Origin of the sequence: Lysobacter sp. OAE881, from assembly GCF_040546665.1 — a bacterium.
GTDB classification, from domain to species: Bacteria; Pseudomonadota; Gammaproteobacteria; order Xanthomonadales; family Xanthomonadaceae; genus Lysobacter_J; species Lysobacter_J soli.
Genome location: NZ_JBEPOG010000001.1, coordinates 3,961,726 through 3,981,670 on the forward strand (window position 1 = coordinate 3,961,726; position 19,945 = coordinate 3,981,670).

At 66.9% G+C, this 19,945-nt stretch carries 19 protein-coding genes; 9 read left to right on the forward strand and 10 right to left on the reverse strand.

Annotation, left to right across the window (positions count from 1 at the left end; translation table 11 throughout):
• From ABIE51_RS18140 to ABIE51_RS18165, 6 genes are all read right to left on the reverse strand, one after another.
• Entirely contained in the window at positions 1-1,173 is a 1,173-nt protein-coding gene (locus ABIE51_RS18140; protein WP_192632783.1) for a YaiO family outer membrane beta-barrel protein, read from the reverse strand.
• Complete coding sequence (locus ABIE51_RS18145; protein ID WP_157030153.1) at positions 1,170-1,553, reverse strand: response regulator transcription factor; 384 nt, start codon at positions 1,551-1,553, stop codon at positions 1,170-1,172. Before ABIE51_RS18145 ends, ABIE51_RS18140 begins: the two co-directional genes overlap by 4 nt.
• Positions 1,550-4,495, reverse strand: coding sequence for a CHASE3 domain-containing protein (locus ABIE51_RS18150; RefSeq protein WP_354504670.1), 2,946 nt, complete (start codon positions 4,493-4,495; stop codon positions 1,550-1,552). Before ABIE51_RS18150 ends, ABIE51_RS18145 begins: the two co-directional genes overlap by 4 nt.
• 187 nt (positions 4,496-4,682) lie before the next feature.
• Positions 4,683-5,039 (reverse strand): hypothetical protein, encoded by a 357-nt coding sequence (locus ABIE51_RS18155; RefSeq protein ID WP_192632781.1) that lies wholly within the window; start codon positions 5,037-5,039, stop codon positions 4,683-4,685.
• A 78-nt stretch (positions 5,040-5,117) separates the two neighbouring features.
• Positions 5,118-6,755, reverse strand: coding sequence for an NAD(P)-binding protein (locus ABIE51_RS18160; RefSeq protein ID WP_192632780.1), 1,638 nt, complete (start codon positions 6,753-6,755; stop codon positions 5,118-5,120).
• On the reverse strand, positions 6,755-8,296 hold the full coding sequence (locus ABIE51_RS18165) for a polyamine aminopropyltransferase (protein WP_354504910.1): 1,542 nt from the start codon (positions 8,294-8,296) through the stop codon (positions 6,755-6,757). The genes ABIE51_RS18160 and ABIE51_RS18165 overlap by 1 nt, the downstream gene beginning before the upstream one ends.
• A gap of 94 nt (positions 8,297-8,390) precedes the next feature.
• Between ABIE51_RS18165 and ABIE51_RS18170 the strand changes: the two genes are divergently transcribed.
• The 7 genes from ABIE51_RS18170 (at position 8,391) to ABIE51_RS18200 (ending at position 14,478) form a co-directional block, all read left to right on the forward strand.
• The gene (locus ABIE51_RS18170; protein ID WP_354504673.1) at positions 8,391-8,780 is read left to right on the forward strand and encodes a DUF350 domain-containing protein; all 390 of its coding nucleotides are present in this window, start codon (positions 8,391-8,393) and stop codon (positions 8,778-8,780) included.
• Positions 8,781-8,852: 72 nt separating this feature from the next.
• Positions 8,853-9,872 (forward strand): SPFH domain-containing protein, encoded by a 1,020-nt coding sequence (locus ABIE51_RS18175; protein WP_192632777.1) that lies wholly within the window; start codon positions 8,853-8,855, stop codon positions 9,870-9,872.
• Position 9,873: 1 nt separating this feature from the next.
• Entirely contained in the window at positions 9,874-11,352 is a 1,479-nt protein-coding gene (locus ABIE51_RS18180; RefSeq protein WP_192632776.1) for a DUF4178 domain-containing protein, read from the forward strand.
• On the forward strand, positions 11,352-11,492 hold the full coding sequence (locus tag ABIE51_RS18185) for a hypothetical protein (protein ID WP_192632775.1): 141 nt from the start codon (positions 11,352-11,354) through the stop codon (positions 11,490-11,492). The genes ABIE51_RS18180 and ABIE51_RS18185 overlap by 1 nt, the downstream gene beginning before the upstream one ends.
• Positions 11,493-11,680: 188 nt before the next feature.
• On the forward strand, positions 11,681-13,420 hold the full coding sequence (locus tag ABIE51_RS18190; RefSeq protein ID WP_192632774.1) for a PQQ-dependent sugar dehydrogenase: 1,740 nt from the start codon (positions 11,681-11,683) through the stop codon (positions 13,418-13,420).
• Between the two features lie 244 nt (positions 13,421-13,664).
• Positions 13,665-14,138, forward strand: coding sequence for an Hsp20/alpha crystallin family protein (locus ABIE51_RS18195; RefSeq protein WP_115841894.1), 474 nt, complete (start codon positions 13,665-13,667; stop codon positions 14,136-14,138).
• A gap of 19 nt (positions 14,139-14,157) precedes the next feature.
• Positions 14,158-14,478 (forward strand): hypothetical protein, encoded by a 321-nt coding sequence (locus tag ABIE51_RS18200; RefSeq protein WP_192632773.1) that lies wholly within the window; start codon positions 14,158-14,160, stop codon positions 14,476-14,478.
• Between the two features lie 80 nt (positions 14,479-14,558).
• Here the strand turns inward: ABIE51_RS18200 and ABIE51_RS18205 are convergent, their stop codons facing one another.
• Positions 14,559-14,738 carry a hypothetical protein gene (locus ABIE51_RS18205; RefSeq protein WP_192632772.1) on the reverse strand — a complete coding sequence of 60 codons (180 nt, stop codon included), beginning with the start codon at positions 14,736-14,738 and terminating at the stop codon, positions 14,559-14,561.
• A 284-nt stretch (positions 14,739-15,022) separates the two neighbouring features.
• On the opposite strand from ABIE51_RS18205, the gene ABIE51_RS18210 reads away from it, so the two are divergent.
• Together ABIE51_RS18210 and ABIE51_RS18215 are read left to right on the forward strand one after the other, a co-directional pair.
• The gene (locus ABIE51_RS18210; protein WP_192632771.1) at positions 15,023-16,273 is read left to right on the forward strand and encodes a threonine synthase; all 1,251 of its coding nucleotides are present in this window, start codon (positions 15,023-15,025) and stop codon (positions 16,271-16,273) included.
• A 213-nt stretch (positions 16,274-16,486) separates the two neighbouring features.
• On the forward strand, positions 16,487-17,044 hold the full coding sequence (locus tag ABIE51_RS18215; RefSeq protein ID WP_192632770.1) for a fasciclin domain-containing protein: 558 nt from the start codon (positions 16,487-16,489) through the stop codon (positions 17,042-17,044).
• A gap of 560 nt (positions 17,045-17,604) precedes the next feature.
• Here the strand turns inward: ABIE51_RS18215 and ABIE51_RS18220 are convergent.
• The 3 genes from ABIE51_RS18220 to ABIE51_RS18230 all read right to left on the reverse strand — a co-directional run bounded on the left by ABIE51_RS18220 (position 17,605) and on the right by ABIE51_RS18230 (position 19,766).
• On the reverse strand, positions 17,605-18,024 hold the full coding sequence (locus tag ABIE51_RS18220) for a DUF6869 domain-containing protein (RefSeq protein ID WP_192632769.1): 420 nt from the start codon (positions 18,022-18,024) through the stop codon (positions 17,605-17,607).
• A 676-nt stretch (positions 18,025-18,700) separates the two neighbouring features.
• A complete protein-coding gene (locus ABIE51_RS18225; RefSeq protein ID WP_192632768.1) occupies positions 18,701-18,937 on the reverse strand; it encodes a hypothetical protein in 237 nt (78 codons plus the stop codon).
• Positions 18,938-19,193: 256 nt separating this feature from the next.
• Entirely contained in the window at positions 19,194-19,766 is a 573-nt protein-coding gene (locus ABIE51_RS18230) for a hypothetical protein (protein ID WP_192632767.1), read from the reverse strand.
• Between the last annotated feature and the right edge of the window lie 179 nt (positions 19,767-19,945).

Consider the following 19,945-nt stretch of genomic DNA (forward strand, 5'->3'; position numbering starts at 1 on the left):
TCAGAACCGCCGTTCCAGCCCGATGCCGATGCCGCGGCGCGTGTACAGGTCGCCCTGCTCCACCACGCCGGCATTCCACAGCCACGACCACCGCTGCGCGAAGACATGGCGCCCGAACAGCACTGCGCCGCGTACGTCGCTCGCGACCACGCCCGTGTCGACCAGCGCGGCTTCCCGTCCGAACGCCAGCTGCAGGCCGATCTCGCTGCCCTCGCCGTACGCGCGCGCCAGGCGCACGTCGTGGCCGGGCGAATGCGTGTCGCGAAGTCGCGTCAGGTTGAACGTGTACGCCGCGCGCCACTGGCTCCAGTAGCGCTCCACGCCCACCGCGAGCCGGTCGACGCGCGTGTCGGGATAGTCGCTGGTGCGCAGGCTCGCGCTCCCGATCCAGCCATGCGCGAAGGTGTTCTGCACGCGCAGGTCCGCGTAGTAGCGCGGCAGGAAGTCGGCGTCGGGCACCACGCCCACTTCGGGCTGCAGCAGCCAGGTATCGCCCAGCGGCAGCAACGCACCGGCTTCGATGCCCACGTCGTCGAGGTCGAAGCGCCGGTCGGCAGTGATCGCGCCGTAGCCGCCGAACCTTCCGCGCTGCGAACTCGATGCATCCACGCGCACGCCGCTCCAGTCGTCGTAGGCGCCATCGAGCCAGTCGTGGCGCGCCGACACGGAGACGGTGCGCCGGCGTTCCGGCGTCTGCGGCGCTGCTGCGCGTGGCGCGTCGGTGGGCGACGGCAGCAACGGCTCGGGCGAGATGGCGGCGGCCTGCGCGGCGCGCGCCTGTGCGAGCGCGGGTCCGATGTCGGCGTAGTCCGGGGCGAGGCGCTGCGCGCGCGTGAGCACCTCGATGGCCTCTTCGTTGCGTCCCGCCCAGCCGAGGGCCTGACCGTATCCCAGCAGGTAATCGACGTTGTCGGGCGCGCGCGCCAGCAGGCGCTCGTACAGCGGCAGCGCGCGCGTCGGCTCGCCGTTCCATGCATGCGTCCGCGCGAGCAGGAACATCGCGTCCGCATCGTCGGGCGCGATCGCCAGGCGTTGTTCGAGCACCCGCGCGGCGTCGGCATACTTCCGGAGTTCGACCAGCGCCTGCGCCTGTTCGACCGTCTGCGCGTTCGCCGTGCAGAAGGTCATCGCCAGTCCCAGCACCGAAAGACGGGCCGCATCGCGCAACCTCACAGCGATCGCCTCAGCAGGCGCCGGATGCGTGCCATCAGTTCCTCGGGCTGGAACGGCTTGGTGACGTAATCGTCCGCACCAATCTCCAGCGCGCGCACGATGTCGGCTTCCCTCGCCTTCGCCGTGAGCATCAACACGGGAACGGACGTCCACTGCGGCTGCGCGCGGAGGCGTTCGACCAGTTCCAGGCCGTCGCGGAACGGCAGCATGAAGTCCATCAGCACCAGGTCGGGCACCGCGCCGGTCTGGATGCGCTCCAGCCCGGCCCGTCCGTCGGCCAGGTGTTCGACCGTGAATCCGTTTCGCTCGAGCAGGTAACGGACGATCAGTGCGATGTCTTCCTCGTCCTCGATCATCAGGACATGGGTGGCGGAGCTCATCCGGTCTCCTCTTTCTGCGCGCCGCCGGCCGGCCAGTGGCGCAAGGTATCCAAGATCAGGGTCGCAAGCTCGCGGGCATGGTGGCGTGATTTCACCAGCCGGCGCAGCACGGCGCGGCTCTCGGCGAGGCCGCCGTCCTGGGCGGAAAAGATGATCACCGGCGTGGGCGGCCGGGCGCGCGCGAGCTCTTCGAGCAGTTCCGATCCGTCGCCGTCGGGCAGCTTCAGGTCGAGGATCACCAGGTCGTGCCGTCGATGCGAGAGCTGCTCGCGCGCCTGCGCCAGCGAACCGGCCGCGTGCAGGTTCAGGCCATGCCCCTGCAGCAGCGTCCGCAGGAGCGCGCACACGTCCTCGTCGTCCTCCACGTGCAGGACTTCGAAGCGCCGGGACGGATCGCGCAGCGTGGTGCGCACCGCCTCGGCCACCTGTTCCGGATCCAGCGGCTTGCCGAGCCAGTCGACCACGCCGACGGCGCCGCCGCGCAATCCGTCGGAGTCCACCGAAGGCGGACGTATCCCCAGCAGCAGCACCGGCAACGAGCGGAACTCCGGCTCGGAGCGCAGTTCACGCAGCACGCCGCGCGCGGACGTGCCCGCCGATCCCAGGTCGATCGCCAGCGCCTTCGCGTTGGGCGATTGCAGCAGCTCGCGCGCACGTGCGATGTCGTTGGCGAGCAGCGTGCGGTAGCCGTGCTCGCGCAGCACGCGCGCGAGTTCGTCGGCCAGCGCCGATTCGTCCTGCAGCAGCACGACGTACGGCGTGAGGTCGTCGGCCGTGTTGGACGGCGCGGGATCGTTCAGGCGCATCGCTTCAGGCAACCAGACGAAGAAGCGCGTGCCCTGCCCCGTTTCGGTCTCGAAACCGATGCGCCCGGACATCTTCTCCACCAGCGACTGCGTGATCGCCAGGCCCAGGCCGGTTCCGCCGCGACGCCGGACGTCGGAGGCGTCGGCCTGCGCGAAACGCTCGAAGACGCGCGGACGGAAGTTTTCGGGAATGCCTTCGCCGTGGTCGCGCACGTTGATCTGCAGGCCACCGTCGCGACGCGTCACCGACACCTCCACGACACCGCCTGCATGCGAATGCTTGATCGCGTTGGACAGCAGGTTCGCCATCACCTGCGCGAAGCGGTCCACGTCGACCTCCACGACGCCGTCGTCGCCGGGGCCGAACTCGACCGTCACCTCGAACTCGCGCGCATAGGTCGCGATCTGGTCGATCGACTGGGCCACCATCGCGCGCAGCGGCAGGCGGTGCGTCTGCAGCGACAGGCCGCCCCATTGCAGCTTCTCGATATCAAGGATGTCGTTGATCAGCCGCACGAGCCGTTCGGTGTTCTTGTGCGCGATCTCCAGCAGCGGCCGCACGGAATCGGGCAGCTCGCCGGCGGTTCCGCCCACCACCAGCCCGAGCGCCCCGCGGATCGAGGTCAGCGGCGTACGTAGCTCATGGCTGATGGTCGAGATGAACTCGTCCTTCATCCGCTCCATGCGCTGCTGCGCGGAGACGTCGATCACCACCGTGAGCACCTGGCGCTGGCCATCGGAGCGCACGAGCGGGCGCTTGAGCACCTGCATCCAGCGCTCCTGCTCGCGCACGTCGACGATGCGCACGCGGTCGGCACGCCATTCGTCCTCGCCCTGCAGCAGTGCGTCGTCGGCCTGCAACAGCGGTTCGATGATGCGCTGGCCCGCCAGGTCCGAGGGACGGCGTCCTTCCACCTGCGAAGGCGTGAGCCCCATGGTCGCGGCGAACGCGATGTTGCACAGCGTGAATCGCCCGCCCGCGCTACGCACGAAGACGAGGCTTTCGTCGGAATCGACGATCGCGCGTAGGAAGTCGTGCTGGTCGCGCAGCGCCCGCTCCTGCACGATGAACTCGGTAACTTCGCGCACGATCGCCAGATGCCCGTCGTCGATGGCGACCAGTCGCGCCTCGAACACCTGGCCGCTGGCTTCCTGCGCGGTGAGCGTGTGCACGGCGCTGTCGGCCTGCACGTGCGGCAAGGCGGAGCGGATCGCGAGCAGCAGCGCCGGCGGCAGCGTCGCCCCGTAATCGCTGGACAGAAGGCGCGGGTTGCCGTTCGTGTCGAACTGCCACAGCAGGTCGGGAATCGCATCGAGGATCGCCCGCTGCCGCGCCTCGCCAGCGCGCGCCAGGTGCAACGCCTGCCGACGCTGCACGAGGCTGCGGTGCACGGAAAGAAGCGCCGCGGCGAGCAGCACCAGCGCGACCGCCGTTCCCCACGTCGTCCAGCGGCGGAACTCCGCGACGCGGCGTTCGACGGCGCGTCCCTCCACCATCATGCGTTCGCGTTCGGCGGCTTCCAGCTCGCCCAGCAGCGAGCGCACGCGGTCCATCGCCTCCTTGCCGCCCGCCTGCGCCACGCTCTGTGACGCCGCTTCCAGCCCGGCGCGACGACGCAGGTCGACGTTCACTTTCGCCAGCCGCAGGCGTTCGTCGATGTCGTGGTTGGTCCTGCCCCACCAGGCCGCATCGCGCTGGTTGCCGACCAGCTGGCGCAGCCGCGCACGCGCCTCGACCAGTCGCCGGTTCCCGTCGTGATACGGCTGCAGGAACGCGTCCGTGCCGGTGATCACGTAACCGCGCATGCCGGTTTCCACGTCCTGCAACGCGGACAGCGTGTCCTGCACGGTGGTGAGCACTTCGGCGCTGCGCGAGAAAGCCTGGTTCGATCGAAGCAGGTCCTCCTGCGTCCGCCGCGCCTGCGCCAGCAGCAACAGGATCACCAGCAACGCGAGTCCGAATCCGATGTTGTGTAAGCGAATCCTTGGCTTGCCCACGCCTCGCTTCCCTCGATCGCCGGCGCGTCCACCGGCGGCGCGATCCTGCCATGGCGGCGGTGCCACGGCGGTGAAGGTCTCACCCGGCGCGGTGATACGCGCAACAACGGCGGCCGGCCAGTGGTCGGATACCTGCATCGACCAGTGGCGAATGCATCGCCGTCTGCAATGGAAGCACGAGGCTTCGTTCCGGACCCGAACGTCCCGGTGCCAGCCAAGGACCTCGACTGCTGTGCGCCCGATCGGTTGTGCTGAACGCAACCGGGCTGCACCAGGACGAGCCGAACCCCGACTTCTTCAACCGCGGCCGGCCCCGCGGCGAGCGCTATCGGCCGGGAGGGGACGTAGGCCTTGTCCGCCTGATCAGAGCGCCGGTTGCAAGCGCCAGCCCCACTGCCGCCGTGAGGTACAACCCTCCGCCAAGGATTGCGACAGCGACGGTGTTGTTATCGAACCCCATCCCCGCATGGTCGACGCCCAACGCTGCTGCCGCGGCGGTGCCGGCGCGGTTGTACGCATGGATCGTGAGCGCGATGTCGGCGATCCATCCGGCCGATATCGCCACCGCTCCCCGCAAAAGCATCCGGCGCGGCCTGGGGACATACAGGGCGGCGACGCTGACGACGCATGGCGCCACGACGCTGACGAATGCAACCGCCTGGAACACATCCTGTGGTGACATACAGAGTCTCATGGGTATGTCCGCTACGATTCGGAAGCGGGCGCTGGCAGGCCCGCAGCGAGCCGTCGGGCCGCGTGATCACGCAAGTTGCTCCGCGGCCCGGATGCCCCACCACGCGGCTTCCTCGAAGACCGAATAACCCGACAGATCCGAATGCGCGACGCGCACCCGCCCGTCGAGTCCACGCAAGGACAACAGCCCGGCGTTGTGCAGGAAGCCCGGGGCCGGGATCGCCATCGCATGGCCACGGACGGTGATCGACAGTCGCCGCGTTCGTCGCCACAACTCGTCCCCGTACGCCTGTTGCAGGTCGCTGGCGGCCTCGGCACGCAGCTCGTCCGCCGTCGCGCGTGTGAGCCATCCGCGCGCCTGCTTCGGGGTCATGCGGTCCAGCGATTGGTACGCCGTGAACACGGTGCGCGCGGTGGGTGCCACGCGCAGGAGCTGGTGCGTCGATACCACGTACCCCAGGCTGCGCCCGCGATGCACCACGTTGTCCCACGCCAGGCCTTCGCCCGGCAACTCGCTCGGCCATCCCTGCATCAGGAAATTCGATACCAGCCACGCCGCGTGCGGACTGGCGTGCGTCGCGGGATCGTAGCCGGTGTCCTTGAGTCCGGGCCAGATACGCGCGAGCACATGCAGCGGCATCGCGCTCACCACCTGCCCGGCGGTGAGCGAGAACGTTGCGATCTGCGCGCCCTCGCGTCGCGCGCCCAGCACGACCACGTCCCCTGCCCGGTCACGCACCTGCGAGGCGAAGCCGCGCTGCAGCCAGCGGTCGTGCCCGAGCCGGCGCGTGATCGAGGTGCGCATGCGCGCGATCAACTCCGACAATCCACCCGGCCACGTCAGCACGGTGTCGCCGGATGCGTTCGAGGCGTGCCCGTCGCGACTGGCGAAGTAATGCAGGCCGGCCCACGCCGACACCTCCCGCGTGCCTGCGCCGTAGTCGTCCCGACAGCAGTAGTCCAGATACCAGCGCAGGTTGGGGGCGTCGTAACCGTTGCGATCGAGCCAATGCGCAAAGCTCTCGCGATCCAGCGCGCGCCACGCCTCGTCCATGGACGACAGCGCGACCGGGAGCGCGAACACGCGGCGCCCGTCGCGTCCACGCTGCGTCCGCAGCGACGCCATCTGCGCAAGGAAGCGATGCTGCTGTTCCAGTTGCGCGGCCGGCACACCGTGCGATGGGAGCAGGTCGGCTTCCCAGCGGCCATTGCGCAGCAACCGCTCGTGCGGCGCATGCGTGAGCGCCGCCTCGTCGAACCTGGGCGCGATGCCATCAGGGCCACGTTCGAGCAGCTCGAGGTCGGCCAGGAGCGACATCATGTGAGCCGATTCGGAGGACGGCAGCGGCAGGTAATGCGCGCCGAGCGGGCAATCCAGGGTGTCGTCGCCGCGGCCGCCCAGGTTCGCCGCGGCGGCGTTCCCGCCGTATTCGGGCCCCTGCAGCACCACGAAGTCGCGGCGTCCGGCGCGGGCCAGCGCCCACGCGCATGCCATGCCGGCGACGCCGGAACCCAGGATGGCCACACCGGTGCGCAGATGCGCCCGCGGCGCAGGGAACGTATGCGCATCGCGCAGCGCGTGCCCGTCGTGCATGCCGGGGAAGTGGATCTCGGGCGCGACCTTGTCGACGCCCCGCATGCGCGTCGCCGCGAACACCGCCGCGCCGGCAAGCCCCGCGCCTACCAGGAAGCCGCGCCGCTGCATCAGCGGATCACCCGCCGCCAGTCCTCTTCGAAATAGCGGACCAGCGACTGCTCGTCCAGGCGATTGGGCGGCATCGCCATGCGCGGCATGTCCTTCGGGAACACGAACAGGTCATGCAGCGTTTCGGGGGTGAGATAACGCGTCGGCACGCCCAGCGCGACCGGCTGCGCATAGTCGGCCCGATGCCCGGCGAGCACGAAGCCCCAATCGCCGAACGAGGGTACGTCGCAGTGGTAAGGCCAGGTGTGCAGTCCCGCCTCGCGCAGCGTCGCCTCGATGCTCCAGAACGAACGCGGGGCGTAGTACGGCGACGTGGACTGCACCACGACGTAGCCGTTCGCGGCCAGGTGGCGGGCGATCAGGCGGAACATCGGCACCGAGTACAGCCGCCCGATGCCGAAGCTGGACGGGTCGGGGAAATCGACGACGATGAAGTCGTAGCTGCCGCCGTGCTTCTCCAGCCAGCGCCCGGCGTCCTCGTTGACGACGTGCACGCGCGGATCGTTCAGCGATCCCTTGTTGAGCGCCACCAGGTCGGGCGAGCGCGAGAACATCCGCGTCATCGCCGGATCCAGGTCGACCAGCGTGATCGCCTGCACGGCCGGCGACTTCAGTATCTCGCGCACCGCCAGCCCGTCGCCGCCACCGAGCACCAGTACGCGGCGCGCGCCCGGCAGCGCCTGCAGGCCCGGGTGCACCAGCGCTTCGTGGTAACGGTGTTCGTCGCGGGACGAAAACTGCAGGTTGCCATTGATGTACAGCCGCAGGTCGTCCTGCCAGCGCGTGACGACCAGGCGCTGGAACGGCGTGCTTTCCGCGTGCACGACCTCGTCGCCGTAGATGCCGCGTTCGGCCCACGCGGTCATGCGCCCGGAGAATGCCAGTCCCGCCGCAAGCAGGCCCAGCACGATGGCGCCGCGGAAGAGTTTGAGTCGCGGTGCAGTCAGTTCGTCGCGGAACGCCACCGCCGTCCACAGCGCGACGCCGGTGTTGAACATGCCGAACAGGAACGAGGTGCGCAGCAGCCCCATGTGCGGCGCGAGCAGCAGCGGGAACACCAGCGACACGACCAGCGCGCCCAGGTAATCGAAGGCGAGCACGCGGCTGACCAGCTCGCGGAATTCGGCGCGGCGCTGGTTGAAGATGCGCATCACCAGCGGGATTTCCATGCCGACCATGAGGCCGATGGCGAACACCATCACGTACAGGGCGGTGCGGAAGGGCGTGGACAGCCATGCGAAGACGACGAACAGGACCGCCGCCGACACGCCGCCCACCAGGCCGATCAGCATTTCGAGGTCGACGAACCGGTCGAGCACATCGGCGTCGTCGACGTAGCGCGACAGCCATGAGCCGATGCCCATCGCGGAGAGGTAACAGCCGATCACCGACGAGAACTGCAGGATCGAATCGCCCAACAGGTAGCTGGCCAGGGCGCTGCTGATCAGTTCGTAGCCCAGACCGCATGACGCGACGATCAGGACGGACAGTATTAGGGCGCGATCGCGCATTCGGAGCGAGGGTTCCTGTGGGCGGCGAATCGACGCGACCCTGGCCCGGGGCGCCTACTCTAGCGAGGCTGCATGCGCCGGCCAACTGGCTATACTCGGCGCCATTCCTTGGGGAAGGATGCCCGTGCCGAACTTCGCGTTGCCGTACCTCGCCTACCTGCTTTCCGCGCTGCTGCTGCTTGCAGGCTTCGTCGCGATCTATACGCGCGTCACCCGTTTCGACGAATGGACCCTGATCCACCAGGGCAACATCGCCGCCGCGCTTTCGCTGGGCGGCGCGCTGCTCGGCTTCAGCTGCACACTGGCCTTCAGCATCGCCCTGCATGCGAGCTGGCGCGACTTCCTGCTCTGGGCCCTGCTGGCGATGCTGGTCCAGGTCGCGGCCTACGCCGCGCTCGCGCGGTTGCTGCGCGGCATGAACCAGGCCATCCACGAAGGCAATGCCGCGATGGGCGGCCTCATGGGCGCCGTCTCGCTCGGCGTGGGCGTCATCAACGCCGCCTGCCTGACCTGATTCCGAACGCCGCGGCGATCCGCGCCGCCACGGCTTCCACACTCTCCACCCCACACCTGCAGGTACGCCCCGATGAGCCTGGGATCCTTCATCCGCAAGCAGTTCGTCGACATCCTCCAGTGGATGGAGGAAGGCGACGGCGTCCTCGCCTGGCGCTTCCCCATGGAAGACCAGGAAATCCAGTACGGCGGCAGCCTGACCGTGCGCGATTCGCAGCAGGCGCTGTTCGTGAACGAAGGTCGCATCGCCGACCAGTTCGGCCCCGGCACCTACAAGCTCACCACGCGCACGCTGCCGGTGCTGACCGCGTTGCAGCACTGGGACAAGGGCTTCGAATCCCCGTTCAAGTCGGACGTGATCTTCTTCTCCACGCGACTGCAGCTCGGTCGCCGCTGGGGCACGGCACAACCGGTGACGATCCGCGACGCCGAGTTCGGCATGGTCCGGGTACGCGCGCACGGCATCTACAGCTACCGCATCCAGGACATCCCGAAGTTCTACCGCGAGATCGCCGGAACGCGCGCGGTGTACACCGTCGAGGACCTCGAACAGCAACTTCGCAACCTCGTCGTGGCGACGATGGCCGATGCCCTCGGAAACACGGGCGTGCCGTTCATCGACCTCGCCGCGAACCAGAGCGCCATGTCGCAGCGCATCCAGGAACGGCTCGTTCCGGTGTTCGAGCGCTACGGCGTGGCGCTCGAAGCATTCGCGGTCGAGAGCCTGTCGCTCCCCGAGGAACTCCAGAAAGCCCTCGACACGCGCATCGCGGTGGGCATGTCGGGCGACCTCGACAAGTTCACGCGTTACCAGACGGCTACCGCCATTCCGCTGGCGGCCAGGAACGAAGGCGGCATCGCCGGCGTCGGCGCAGGCCTTGCGGCTGGTGCGGTACTCGGACAGACGATGGCGCAGGCGCTATCGGGCCAGGCACCTGCGGCGCCCGCAGCGGCCGCAACCGGCCCGGCGACGGAGGCGGCCGATCCGGTCGCCAAACTCCAGCAGCTCAAGCGCATGCTGGACCTGGACCTGATCACCGCGCAGGAATACGACGCCGCCAAGGCGCAGATCCTGCGCAGCCTGGCCGGCTGAGATGCAGCAGTTCCTGTGCCCGCAGTGCGGCGCGTCGGTGCGGTTCGACTCCGCGGGCGCCGTGATGGTCGTCTGCGGCAGCTGCCGCAGCACGATCACCCGTGACGCCGAGGCGGCGCGCCTGGTTGGCGTCATGGCCGAACTCGTGGAAGACGGTTCGCTCGTCCAGCTCGGCACACGTGGACGCGCAGGCCAGCGCGGCTTCCAGGTGCTTGGCGGGCTGCGCCTGCGATACGAGGCGGGAAGCTGGAACGAGTGGTACATCGTCTTCGATGAGGGGACGCATGGTTGGCTGTCGGATGCCTCGGGACAGTACGCGATCACCCGCCGCGACGAGCAGGCCGACGTATCCCTGCTGCCGTCCTTCGACGAGTTGCGTCCCGGCGAACCGGCAAAGGTCGGCGGCGCGCTCTACACCGTCTCGGACGTCCGTCGTTGCCGATGCATCGGCGGCGAGGGCGAGCTGCCGATCCTCGTCGGCGACGGCTGGGAATCGCGCGTGGTCGATGCCCGTCGCGGCGATGCGTTCGTGACGCTCGACTATTCCGACGCAACGCCGGTCGTGTACTCGGGAACCGCCGGCCAGATCCGCTTCGACAAGGACACCCTGCGTCGCAAGGAAGAGATCGAAGCTTCGACCGGCCGCTATAGGGGCAAGGTACTGGCGCTGGACTGCCCGAGCTGCGCCGGGACAGTGAGCATCGCCGTGGCGATGGCCACGCAGGTCGTCTGCCCCTCGTGCAGCTCGCTGCTGGATTGCAGCGGTGACCGCGCCGAGATCATCGAGGCCAACCGCCGGCTGGCCCGCTTCAACACCACGCTGTCGCTCGGCGCGCGCGGGCGCCTGGGCGCTGAATACACGGTCATCGGCATCATGCAATGCGATGTGCCGACCGACCGCACGGAGCCCGCCTGGACCGAATACCTGCTGTTCAACCCGGATCAGGGTTACCTGTGGCTGGTGGAAACACAGGAGGGGTGGCAGCGGGTGAGCGTGTGCGACGACTGGCCGCTGCTGCACGACATGGGAAGCGCCCGCTGGGGAAAGCGGACGTGGACGCGCAAGTACGACTACGTGTCGCGCGTCAAGCAGGTCTTCGGCGCGTTCAACTGGCGCGTCCGCCGCGGCGACTCGACGCGTGTGACGGATTTCGCCTGTGGCCACGAGACGCTCACGCGCGAGCAGTCCGACGATGAGGTGACCTGGTCGCACGCCGTGCGCATGGGCGAGGTCACGATCGCCGATGCATTCGGCCTGCCACGGACGACCCGATACACGCGGACCGCGCCCACCCGCCCGCAGGAAGACCAGACTCCCGACACGGGCCTGATCTGGATCGGCATAGCAGGCACCGTCACCTTGCTGTGGCTAAGCGAGGTCGTCGACTTCGGCGCGATCCTGCTGGGCATCGGACTGATCTGGGCGCCACTGGCCATGACGGGCCACCTGCGTGGCGCCAGTTCCTTGTTGGAGGATTGATGAAGAGGCTGCTTTACATCGTCTACGTGGTGATCGTCGTCATGATCACCGCGATCGCCGGCAGTGAATCGGATTCACGCCACTGGAGCGGAAGCGGTTCCGGCCGATCGGGCTGGAGCTCGGGCGGCGGGCACAAGTAGCGCCTGTAGTCGCAGGCTCGCGGGCTCGAGTTCCGCCGGCGATCCGAAGCGCGTCGCCGCGGCCGGATCCATCGTCCACCGCTGAGCAGGCTCGCGTAGCCCCATGCGCCGGCCCTGCCACCCTCCGTCATGACCGTGGTTGTGGCTCGCGCGATTCATCTGGCACCCTGCGGCGTCCGCAGGCCGCCATGTCGGCCGGCCGCGGGGACAGGGAGCTGGATATGGGGAAGGATGCAGTTCGTTCGACGGGGATGGTGCTACTGGTTTCGCTGTTGATGGCGTGTGGCGGCGGTGGAGGCGGCGACGGGGCCAGCACGCCAGCGACTCCCACCACGCCTACGACTCCCGCGCCCGTCACGCCGGCACCGGCGGAACGCCCGCCGACGTTTACCTCCGCGTCGTCGGCCACGGTGCCCGAGGGCACATTGCAGGTGTTCTACACGGCCACTGCCGTGCATCCGGATGGCAAGCCTTTCAGCTTCGAGCTTGCCGGCGAGGACAAGTTCGCTTTCCTCATCGACCAGCACACCGGCGGCCTGCGGTTCGCCAACCTGCCGGACTTCGAGCAACCGACCGATATGAATCGGGATGGCGTCTACGCCGTTTCGATCATTGCGAACGACGGCAGGCTCTCGTCCACTCTCGCATTGACCGTGAAGGTCACCAACCTGGATCTGCCACCGCAGCGCGTGCGTCGGATCGCCTCGGGCACGAACTATCCGATGTTCCTGTGGCCGGAGCCCGGCGCGACTTCGTATGGACGGATGTTCCTGATCGAGCGCGGCGGGAAGATCAAGCTCCTCGATACCGAGAGTGGCGCGGTCAATCCCAATCTATTCCTGGATCTGTCGCGCGAGGTATCGACCGATGGCGAGCGCGGACTGCTCGGCTTCGCCATCTCTCCCGACTACCTCGCCGAGCGCACGATCTACGTCATGCTGACCGTCGCGGACGGCACTCTCGAAGTGCGTCGTTACAAGACGTACATGAACTACCACGATGCGGCCGACCCGGCCTCGGCCGACGTGATCCTGCGCATTCCGCATCCGCGGAACATCCACAATGGTGGTTGGCTCGGGTTCCGGGGCGACCTGCTGTACATCGGCGTCGGCGATGGCGGCAGCAGCGGCGACGCGGACAACAACGCGCAGAACCGTGCGTCGCTGCTTGGAAAGATCCTGCGCATCAATCCCAGGCGCGATGACTTCCCGGCCGATCCGAACCGCGATTACGCAATCCCGAGCGACAATCCCTTCCGCGCTCCCGATGCTCCTGAGGTCTGGGCATACGGCCTGCGCAACCCGTTCCGCAACAGTTTCGATCCGCAAACAGGCAATCTCTACATCGGCGATGTAGGCGAGGGGTCGATCGAGGAGATCAACATGATCCCCGCGAACGTGCCCGGCCTGAATTTCGGTTGGCCGATCATGGAGGGCACGCAGCCCTTCCGTGGTGGCTCGACCGCTGGCCTCACGCCGCCGATCGCCGAGTACCGGCACGGCACGGGGCCGCGCGAGGGCAGTTCGGTCACCGGCGGTGTCGTCTACAGCGGGCCGATCGAATACCTACGGGGCCAGTACCTCTTCGCCGACTTCACCCAGCCGAACCTCTGGTCGATCCCGACGAGCGACATCCGCCAGGGAGCAACGATCACGTCGGCCAGCTTCGCGTTGCGCAACGCCGAATTCACACCCATGTCCGGAACGATCGATCATGTCGTCGCGTTCGGAACGGACCTCTGGAAGAACGTGTACTTCGTCGATTTCGACGGCGATATCTTCGTGCTCGAGAGATCGCCCGGCGAATCCGCGACACCGAGGCCTTCCGCACTGGCAGCGCCCGAACTTCTGCCTGCGGCCACGATGTCCAAGGCATCGGCGGTGCAGCTCGGTCGGGAGGTCATCCGGGAGCGCTTGAACAGGCGGTGATGCGCAAGGCTGCTCGCTGCGGCAATGACGCCGCGGCGAGCAGTGCTCCGCCGAAGCACCATCCAGCGCGCACGACGCGTCGGCGCGCCGAGGCAGGCCCTGCCGCCTCGACACGATCTCCACGTTGCCAAACCGATCTTCAACGCGCGCATGCCCGTCGTTTGCGGGCCTTGAAAACCATCGGCGCGAACCTACTCCCATCGCCGGACGGAATGACCGTCCCTTGCCAATTGGAGACCCAGCCATGAACGAGATGGTTCGCAATCCCCAGTGGCCCGCGCAGGGATCGATGAAGGATCCGGTCAAGCAGATCTTCGACCGCCTCTTCGAGGGGAGCCTGTTCCAGAACACCGCCGACGAGTCGTCGGTCGTCACCAGCCAGTGGGTGCCGCGCGTGGACATCAAGGAAGAAGCCGATCGCTTCCTGCTCTACGCCGACATCCCCGGCGTCGATCCGCAGGACATCGAAGTGCAGATGGACAAGGGCCTGCTGACGATCAAGGGCGAACGCCGCGAGGAGAAGGTGCACGAGACCGAACGGTACTCGCGCATCGAGCGACGACACGGCGTCTTCCACCGCCGCTTCGCGCTGCCCGACAGCGCCGATCCGGATGGCATCACGGCATCGGGGCACAACGGCGTGCTGACCATCAGCATCCCCAAGCGTCCCGAATCGACGCCCCGGCGCATCCAGGTCGGGGCCGTCCTCAACTCCTGAGCCCGGCCGGAGCACGCGCATGGACAGAAGCACCGAAGAAGCCATGTGCAGCCTGCAGGCGCAGGTACACGTCCAGGGATTGGCGCTGCGTGCGCTGGCTGCCACGCATCCGGATCCGACCGCGCTGCTGGCCGCGTGGCGGAACATTCTGGCCGACGCCGAAGCCGGACCCATCTCGGTACGCGAGCGCGACAGCGCGTATCTGGACGAACTCTGCCGGATCCGTGCGGAAGACTGGACCGCCGAGCTGGTCGACCTGACGTTACCCAGGCTCGATGCCGCAAGGATTGCGGATTCCGACGGTAGCGTCGTCGTCCCGTTGCGCCGGCCGGAGGACTGAAAGGCTGACGCCTTCCGTGTAGTCGAAGGACGCATGAGGGGCGGAGGGAGCGCAATCCCTCCGCTCCTTTCTTCAAGCCGTCAACGATCGGAGAGACGTCGCTGGCGCAGCGCCCACATGTTGTCGACCAGGTTCGGGTAGCGTCGGCCGGCTGTATCCGCGCGTGCCTTGGCTGCCTTGATTTCAGCGGACGTCAACGGCTTGCGCGGCGCCTTGCCCGGCGGCGCCGGGCGTTTCCACGGTGGCTGTTTAGGCGCCATGCTTCCTCACCTTCCAGACGGGCGTGCGCGCCGACGCAGGCGTGGCGCGTGGCGGTGTCATGGCCATGATGAACATCGGGCACCGCGTGCTGCTTCGGTAGTTCTACTGTTACTGCGTTGCGAGGCTGATCAGCCCCCTTCCCTGCTTCATGTGCATGCCGCGCTGAACGCCGCCGTCGCCTTACCCCTCCACGAACGCGATTCCTTTACGAACACCGAGCTGCGCTTGGTTGCAATCCGCGCCCCGGGCTGCGACAACGACGGACCTCCCACCGGGTTCGCCCATGTCCTACGTCCGCTGCCTTCGTGGTATCGCTTCCGGCGTCGAGTACTCCGCCGATGTACCGATGAACCTCGATCCCGTCGACGGGCGGCCGGTCGAGATGGTGCTCGATCTGGAGCGACTGGCGCGCGAGAAACCGCATGCAGCGTGGTATCGCCCGCAGCGTCGCGACCTGTGGCGCTTCGGCGCGTTGATGGCGCTCGATGCCGACGATCCGGTCGACGCCGCGCATCTGGTGCCGCTCGGCGAAGGCGCGACGCCGCTGCTCGATTATTCGGCGCATCCGGTTGCGGCTAAGGCAGGCCTCGCGCTCCAGCTCAAGGACGAAGGCAAGGCGCATCCCGGCTACGGTGCCAACCCGACACAGAGCTTCAAGGACCGCGGCATGGCGATGGTGGCCGCGCAGGCGCGTCGCCTGGGCCTGACCAGGCTCGCGGTGCCGACACAGGGCAACGCCGGCGATTCGCTGGTGCGTTATGCGCTGGAGGGCGGGCTGAGCGTCGTCGTCGCGATGCCGGACGACACGCCGATGCCGATCCTCGGCGGCGTCGCCGCGGCGGCCACGCGTCGTCCCGATCGCGTGAAGCTCGAACTGGTCGGCCCGACGATCCGCGAGGCCGGCGCGTTCCTCAAGGAGCGCTACATCCCCGAGGGCTGGTTTTCCGTCGCGACGTTCCAGGAACCGGGGTGGCGCATCGAGGGAAAGAAGTCGCTCGGCCTCGAACTCGCGGAGCCGTTGCCGGGCGAAACGCGCTGGTCATTGCCCGACGCGGTGATCTATCCCACCGGCGGCGGCACCGGCGTGCTCGGGATGTGGAAGGCGTGGGACGAACTTGAAGCGCTGGGCATGATCGATTCGCGACGCCCGCGCATGCTGTGCGTGCAGAGCGCACGAACGGCCCCGCTCGTGCGTGCGTTCGACGCCGGCGCAGCGGACACGACCGTCGTCGAAGCAGGCGGGACGCTGGCCGTAGGCCTCAACGTGCCCGGTGGCGTCGGTCATTTCCGCGTTCTGGACATCATCCGCCGGAGCGGTGGCGCGGCGGTAGCGGTCGATGAAGCCGACATCGAAACCGAACTCGCAGCGACGTGGCGCCGCACGCACGACTGGATTTCGCCGGAAGGCGCAGCGTGTCTCGCGGCGCTGCCGCAATTGCTCGACCGCGGGTTCATCCACCGCGGCGAGCGCGTGGTCGCCGTGAACACCGGTTCCAGCGAGAAGTACCTGCCGACGCTGCGCCACCTGTTGTAACGGCGCGGAGTTGAATCACGACCCGGCCGCGGCACTGCAACAGCGCGCGCGGCGCCTGCGTAGTTCTACTCGCCCACGCACGGAAAACTACGTGTTTCCCTGCATCGCGTGCAGCTGCAACTACTGAAGCCGAGCGATTCCCCGGCGATATACCTTCGATGACGTAGCACCGACTTGCGGTTCTGCCTACGTCATCGAAGGAGTAACGACATCATGAACATCAAGAAGATCGCACTGGCCCTGACGCTCGCCGTCGGATGCACCGTCGCCGCCCACGCGGCGTCCCCCAGCGCCAATCCCACGGTCGGCGGAGCGCCGATGCTCGCCAGCAAGGACATCGTCGACAACGCGGCAAACTCGAAGGACCACACGACGCTGGTGGCCGCCGTCAAAGCCGCGGGCCTTGTCGATACGCTCAAGGGCGCGGGCCCATTCACGGTATTCGCACCGACCAACGCCGCATTCGATGCGCTGCCCAGCGGAGCGGTCCAGTCGCTGCTGCAGCCGGAGAACAAGTCCAAGCTCACCGCCGTGCTCACCTATCACGTCGTGCCTGGCAAGTTGGATGCCGCGGCCATCGCGGCGCAGATCAAGGCCGGCGGCGGCAAGGCTGAACTGAAGACGGTGCAGGGCGAAACGCTGACGGCCCGCGCAGCTGGCGGCAAGGTCACCGTGACCGACAGCAAGGGCAACGCCGCGAACGTCACCATCGCGAACGTGTACCAGAAGAACGGCGTCATCCACGTGATCGACAAGGTGCTGATGCCCTGACGATGCGGGTGTCCTTGCGACCCGGATGCTGACTCAGCCGGCGGTGGAGTTGCGAGTCCGACGCCACGCGAGCCGCGCTCGGGCCTGACGGAGAGGATGGAATGAGCCGCCCAATGGCGGCTCATTCGCTTGCGACGAGATTGCTTTCGGATAAGTCTACCGCCCTGTGTTTCAGCAAGTACGCGCACACGGCCATCGCGGGGACATAGCCATTGTGATCGCACCGCTTGTCAAGGATGGCCGGCCCGCGCCTTTGAAGTTCGCGCGCCACAAGGTGTGAAACTCAAGACGTCTCGTCGCCTCACGCTCGATCGACCTCACGAACTCACGTAAAGGTCCGCAAAGAGGATCAGCTCCGGCGAACACAGTGAAAGGCGCGCTTGGGGCGATCAAGGCAGTCAGAGACGGTATGTTCAGCCGACTTGGTTGCCATGCACGCATGTCGCTATAGGTCGGACGCAGACATCAGCACCGCAGAGCCGTGTTCCCTGAGCCGAATGTCCGCTATCGCCCAGAAGCGGACGGCCAAGCAAAGCGCCGGCTCGATCGCGTCAGCATGCTCAGTACTGATACGTTCCATCGATGGGATGGGGAGCCTTGCGACAGAATTCGACGACCCTTCCCCAAGTCTCCGGAGCAATGGAACTGGGCCATACACCAGTGAGCATCCTGGCCAACCGTGGCGAGTGCCGCGCCTCGGCAAGAACCCGATCGGCGTAGCTCGCAGGCGCCTTCGAAAGCAGACCCTCAAGTGGACCCGCGGCCACCGTAGCAAGGGTCAGACTGTCGATCTCCTCAGGGAGATCCGAGACGGATCGGATCAAGAGCCAAAGATCGTCCCAGCGGCCGTCGAGCCAACAATCAATCGGAGCGAAACGCGCATGCGAATAGTTGGTGCCCGATCGAACAGCGGCAATGTAGTCGGCCGCAATCTCTGCCATTGGCGGCTGTTGGTCCGGCATTGCGTTTTTCATCTCCATTTTGCCTCGGGCGGGACAACGCGTTAGCTGCCACCAGCAAACGTTATCGAAGGCGTACCTCTGGTTGCCTCAGTCTCGGCGTAGAACTTGGCTCCGGCGACGCCTACGACCAGGAACCCGTCACCGAGACCCATCGCGCGGTGAGCTTCAGCCCATCTGGATGACCTGAAGCCCCTAGGGCTGCTCAAAATCAAGCAGGGCTCGGAAAGCTCAAAGCTGCACCTGCCCCGGGCGAGGGAGGCTTCAAACAGATCGCCAGGGGTGTGGCAGACGCGCGCCAACAGCGTGTCAGGCCGCTTCAACGCCTCATGTACGAAGCGGTCGCGGAACGCCGGCATGACAAAGGCAGATGCGAATGCTTCAAAGATTGGCCGGTGGTCCATGTAGCAGGCTACGCCCCCTCAACCGTGTCTGCTTTCGACCAGGAGCGGACATCAGGTGTAGTCGGAAAGCTGCGCGGCCTTCGACGCGATGCCCATGCGCCTGTTGCGCGTCTCAAGCGTCCAGAGCCTGTCCGCCAGCGATCGCTGCGTATCCATGCATCCCCCCTGACTCCTGTTTCACGAAGATGGCTTGCTCCGCGCGAAGTCGCGTGCCGTCCAGAGGCGCCACGTCTCCGCTCGACTGCGCCGCTCGAGGACGGACATCAGCATTGAAGACGCGGTTCTCGATGTCGCTATCGGCCAGGAGCGGTCACTTCAATGCGCTTTCCACCGATCAGCTTTCCGTCCACGCGCTCGCCGCAGGATGTGTCGTCAGTGAGCGAAAGAACGATGTTGGATCCTTTCACCTCATACCCCTTCAGATAGCTGGTCGCGTCCGCTGGCGAATCCAGGGTGCAGTAGACGGTGGCCTTGGCAACTCGCTTATGGATCGCATCGCTCAGCAGGATCGAGAGGTCGTAACCCTCCATCACGTTCCCCTCAGCAATGAAGGAAACCTGCCCTGGGAACTCCGCCTTTCCAACCACGAGCACATCGTGCTGACGAGCACAGCCGCTAGCGAGAAGCGCAGCCCACAAGAGTAGCGAGATTGACTTTGGCAAAGCCACCTTCCCCTGCCCCGAGCGTCCGCTATGGGTCAGACTCGGACATTAGCACTGCCGGCCCGCCTCGATCCGCCGAACGCCCGCTTTCGGCGGTCGTTCGCGAGCCCCGCAGGGCACGTCGTCATGGGTTGGAAGCAGACAGCTCGCTGCGGAATTCATCGTACTCATGGCGCAAGTGCAGCACCGCGGAACCGCTGGAGAAGAACACGGTTATCTGGCTGGCCCAGTTCCTGGGGCATTCCGCCGACAGGCTGTAGATCCCGTTTGACGCGTCACATTCCCCAACGGCAAGTGGCGTCGCCAATGGCTTGTCACCATCGAAGAGCTCGACAATGGGGTAGTCATCTGCCGCCCCCATCTCGCCTTGCGTTTTGGAGTTGAAGAAGGCGCCGGTGACTCTGACGACCAGGTTTCCACAGGTCCGCGTGGTGGACGTGCTCCCTAGCCGGTAGGTATCTCCCCGCTCGTCTTCCGGACTATAGATCACCAGCTTGGCGACCTCGATGCGCTCGACGTGGGCGCCGGGACGGCTTGGCGTCCAATCCGGCAAACGTGTCATCGCCAGCGCGATCCTAGGCTGCGAAGGATCGCAGTGGAGATGCAGGATCGGCCCTTCCTGCGCAATCGCGCACAGCGGGATGAACAGCAGAAAGAGTAGTAGCAGCAATCTGGGCACGAGGTTGAGCTCCGACAAGTTCCTTTTGTGCAGCGACCCGAATGTCCGCTTCGGGTCGGCCGCGGACATTAGCATCGCAACAGCGGGATCGGCCGGTCGAACGTCCGCTATCGGCCGGAGCAGGCATTTGCGTGACTAGCCGTCACGTGCTTCACGCGAGGCATCTTTGCCTCAGAAGCCTGCGCATGACACTTTGC

Coding starts and splice junctions, on each gene's coding strand:
- ABIE51_RS18145 (WP_157030153.1), bottom strand. CDS start 1,553: ATGAGCTCCGCCACCCATGTCCTGATGATCGAGGACGAGGAAGACATC.
- ABIE51_RS18150 (WP_354504670.1), bottom strand. CDS start 4,495: ATGCAGGTATCCGACCACTGGCCGGCCGCCGTTGTTGCGCGTATCACC.
- ABIE51_RS18155 (WP_192632781.1), bottom strand. CDS start 5,039: ATGTCACCACAGGATGTGTTCCAGGCGGTTGCATTCGTCAGCGTCGTG.
- ABIE51_RS18160 (WP_192632780.1), bottom strand. CDS start 6,755: ATGCAGCGGCGCGGCTTCCTGGTAGGCGCGGGGCTTGCCGGCGCGGCG.
- ABIE51_RS18175 (WP_192632777.1), top strand. CDS start 8,853: ATGAGCCTGGGATCCTTCATCCGCAAGCAGTTCGTCGACATCCTCCAG.
- ABIE51_RS18180 (WP_192632776.1), top strand. CDS start 9,874: ATGCAGCAGTTCCTGTGCCCGCAGTGCGGCGCGTCGGTGCGGTTCGAC.
- ABIE51_RS18185 (WP_192632775.1), top strand. CDS start 11,352: ATGAAGAGGCTGCTTTACATCGTCTACGTGGTGATCGTCGTCATGATC.
- ABIE51_RS18190 (WP_192632774.1), top strand. CDS start 11,681: ATGTCGGCCGGCCGCGGGGACAGGGAGCTGGATATGGGGAAGGATGCA.
- ABIE51_RS18195 (WP_115841894.1), top strand. CDS start 13,665: ATGAACGAGATGGTTCGCAATCCCCAGTGGCCCGCGCAGGGATCGATG.
- ABIE51_RS18200 (WP_192632773.1), top strand. CDS start 14,158: ATGGACAGAAGCACCGAAGAAGCCATGTGCAGCCTGCAGGCGCAGGTA.
- ABIE51_RS18205 (WP_192632772.1), bottom strand. CDS start 14,738: ATGGCGCCTAAACAGCCACCGTGGAAACGCCCGGCGCCGCCGGGCAAG.
- ABIE51_RS18210 (WP_192632771.1), top strand. CDS start 15,023: ATGTCCTACGTCCGCTGCCTTCGTGGTATCGCTTCCGGCGTCGAGTAC.
- ABIE51_RS18215 (WP_192632770.1), top strand. CDS start 16,487: ATGAACATCAAGAAGATCGCACTGGCCCTGACGCTCGCCGTCGGATGC.
- ABIE51_RS18220 (WP_192632769.1), bottom strand. CDS start 18,024: ATGGAGATGAAAAACGCAATGCCGGACCAACAGCCGCCAATGGCAGAG.
- ABIE51_RS18225 (WP_192632768.1), bottom strand. CDS start 18,937: ATGGAGGGTTACGACCTCTCGATCCTGCTGAGCGATGCGATCCATAAG.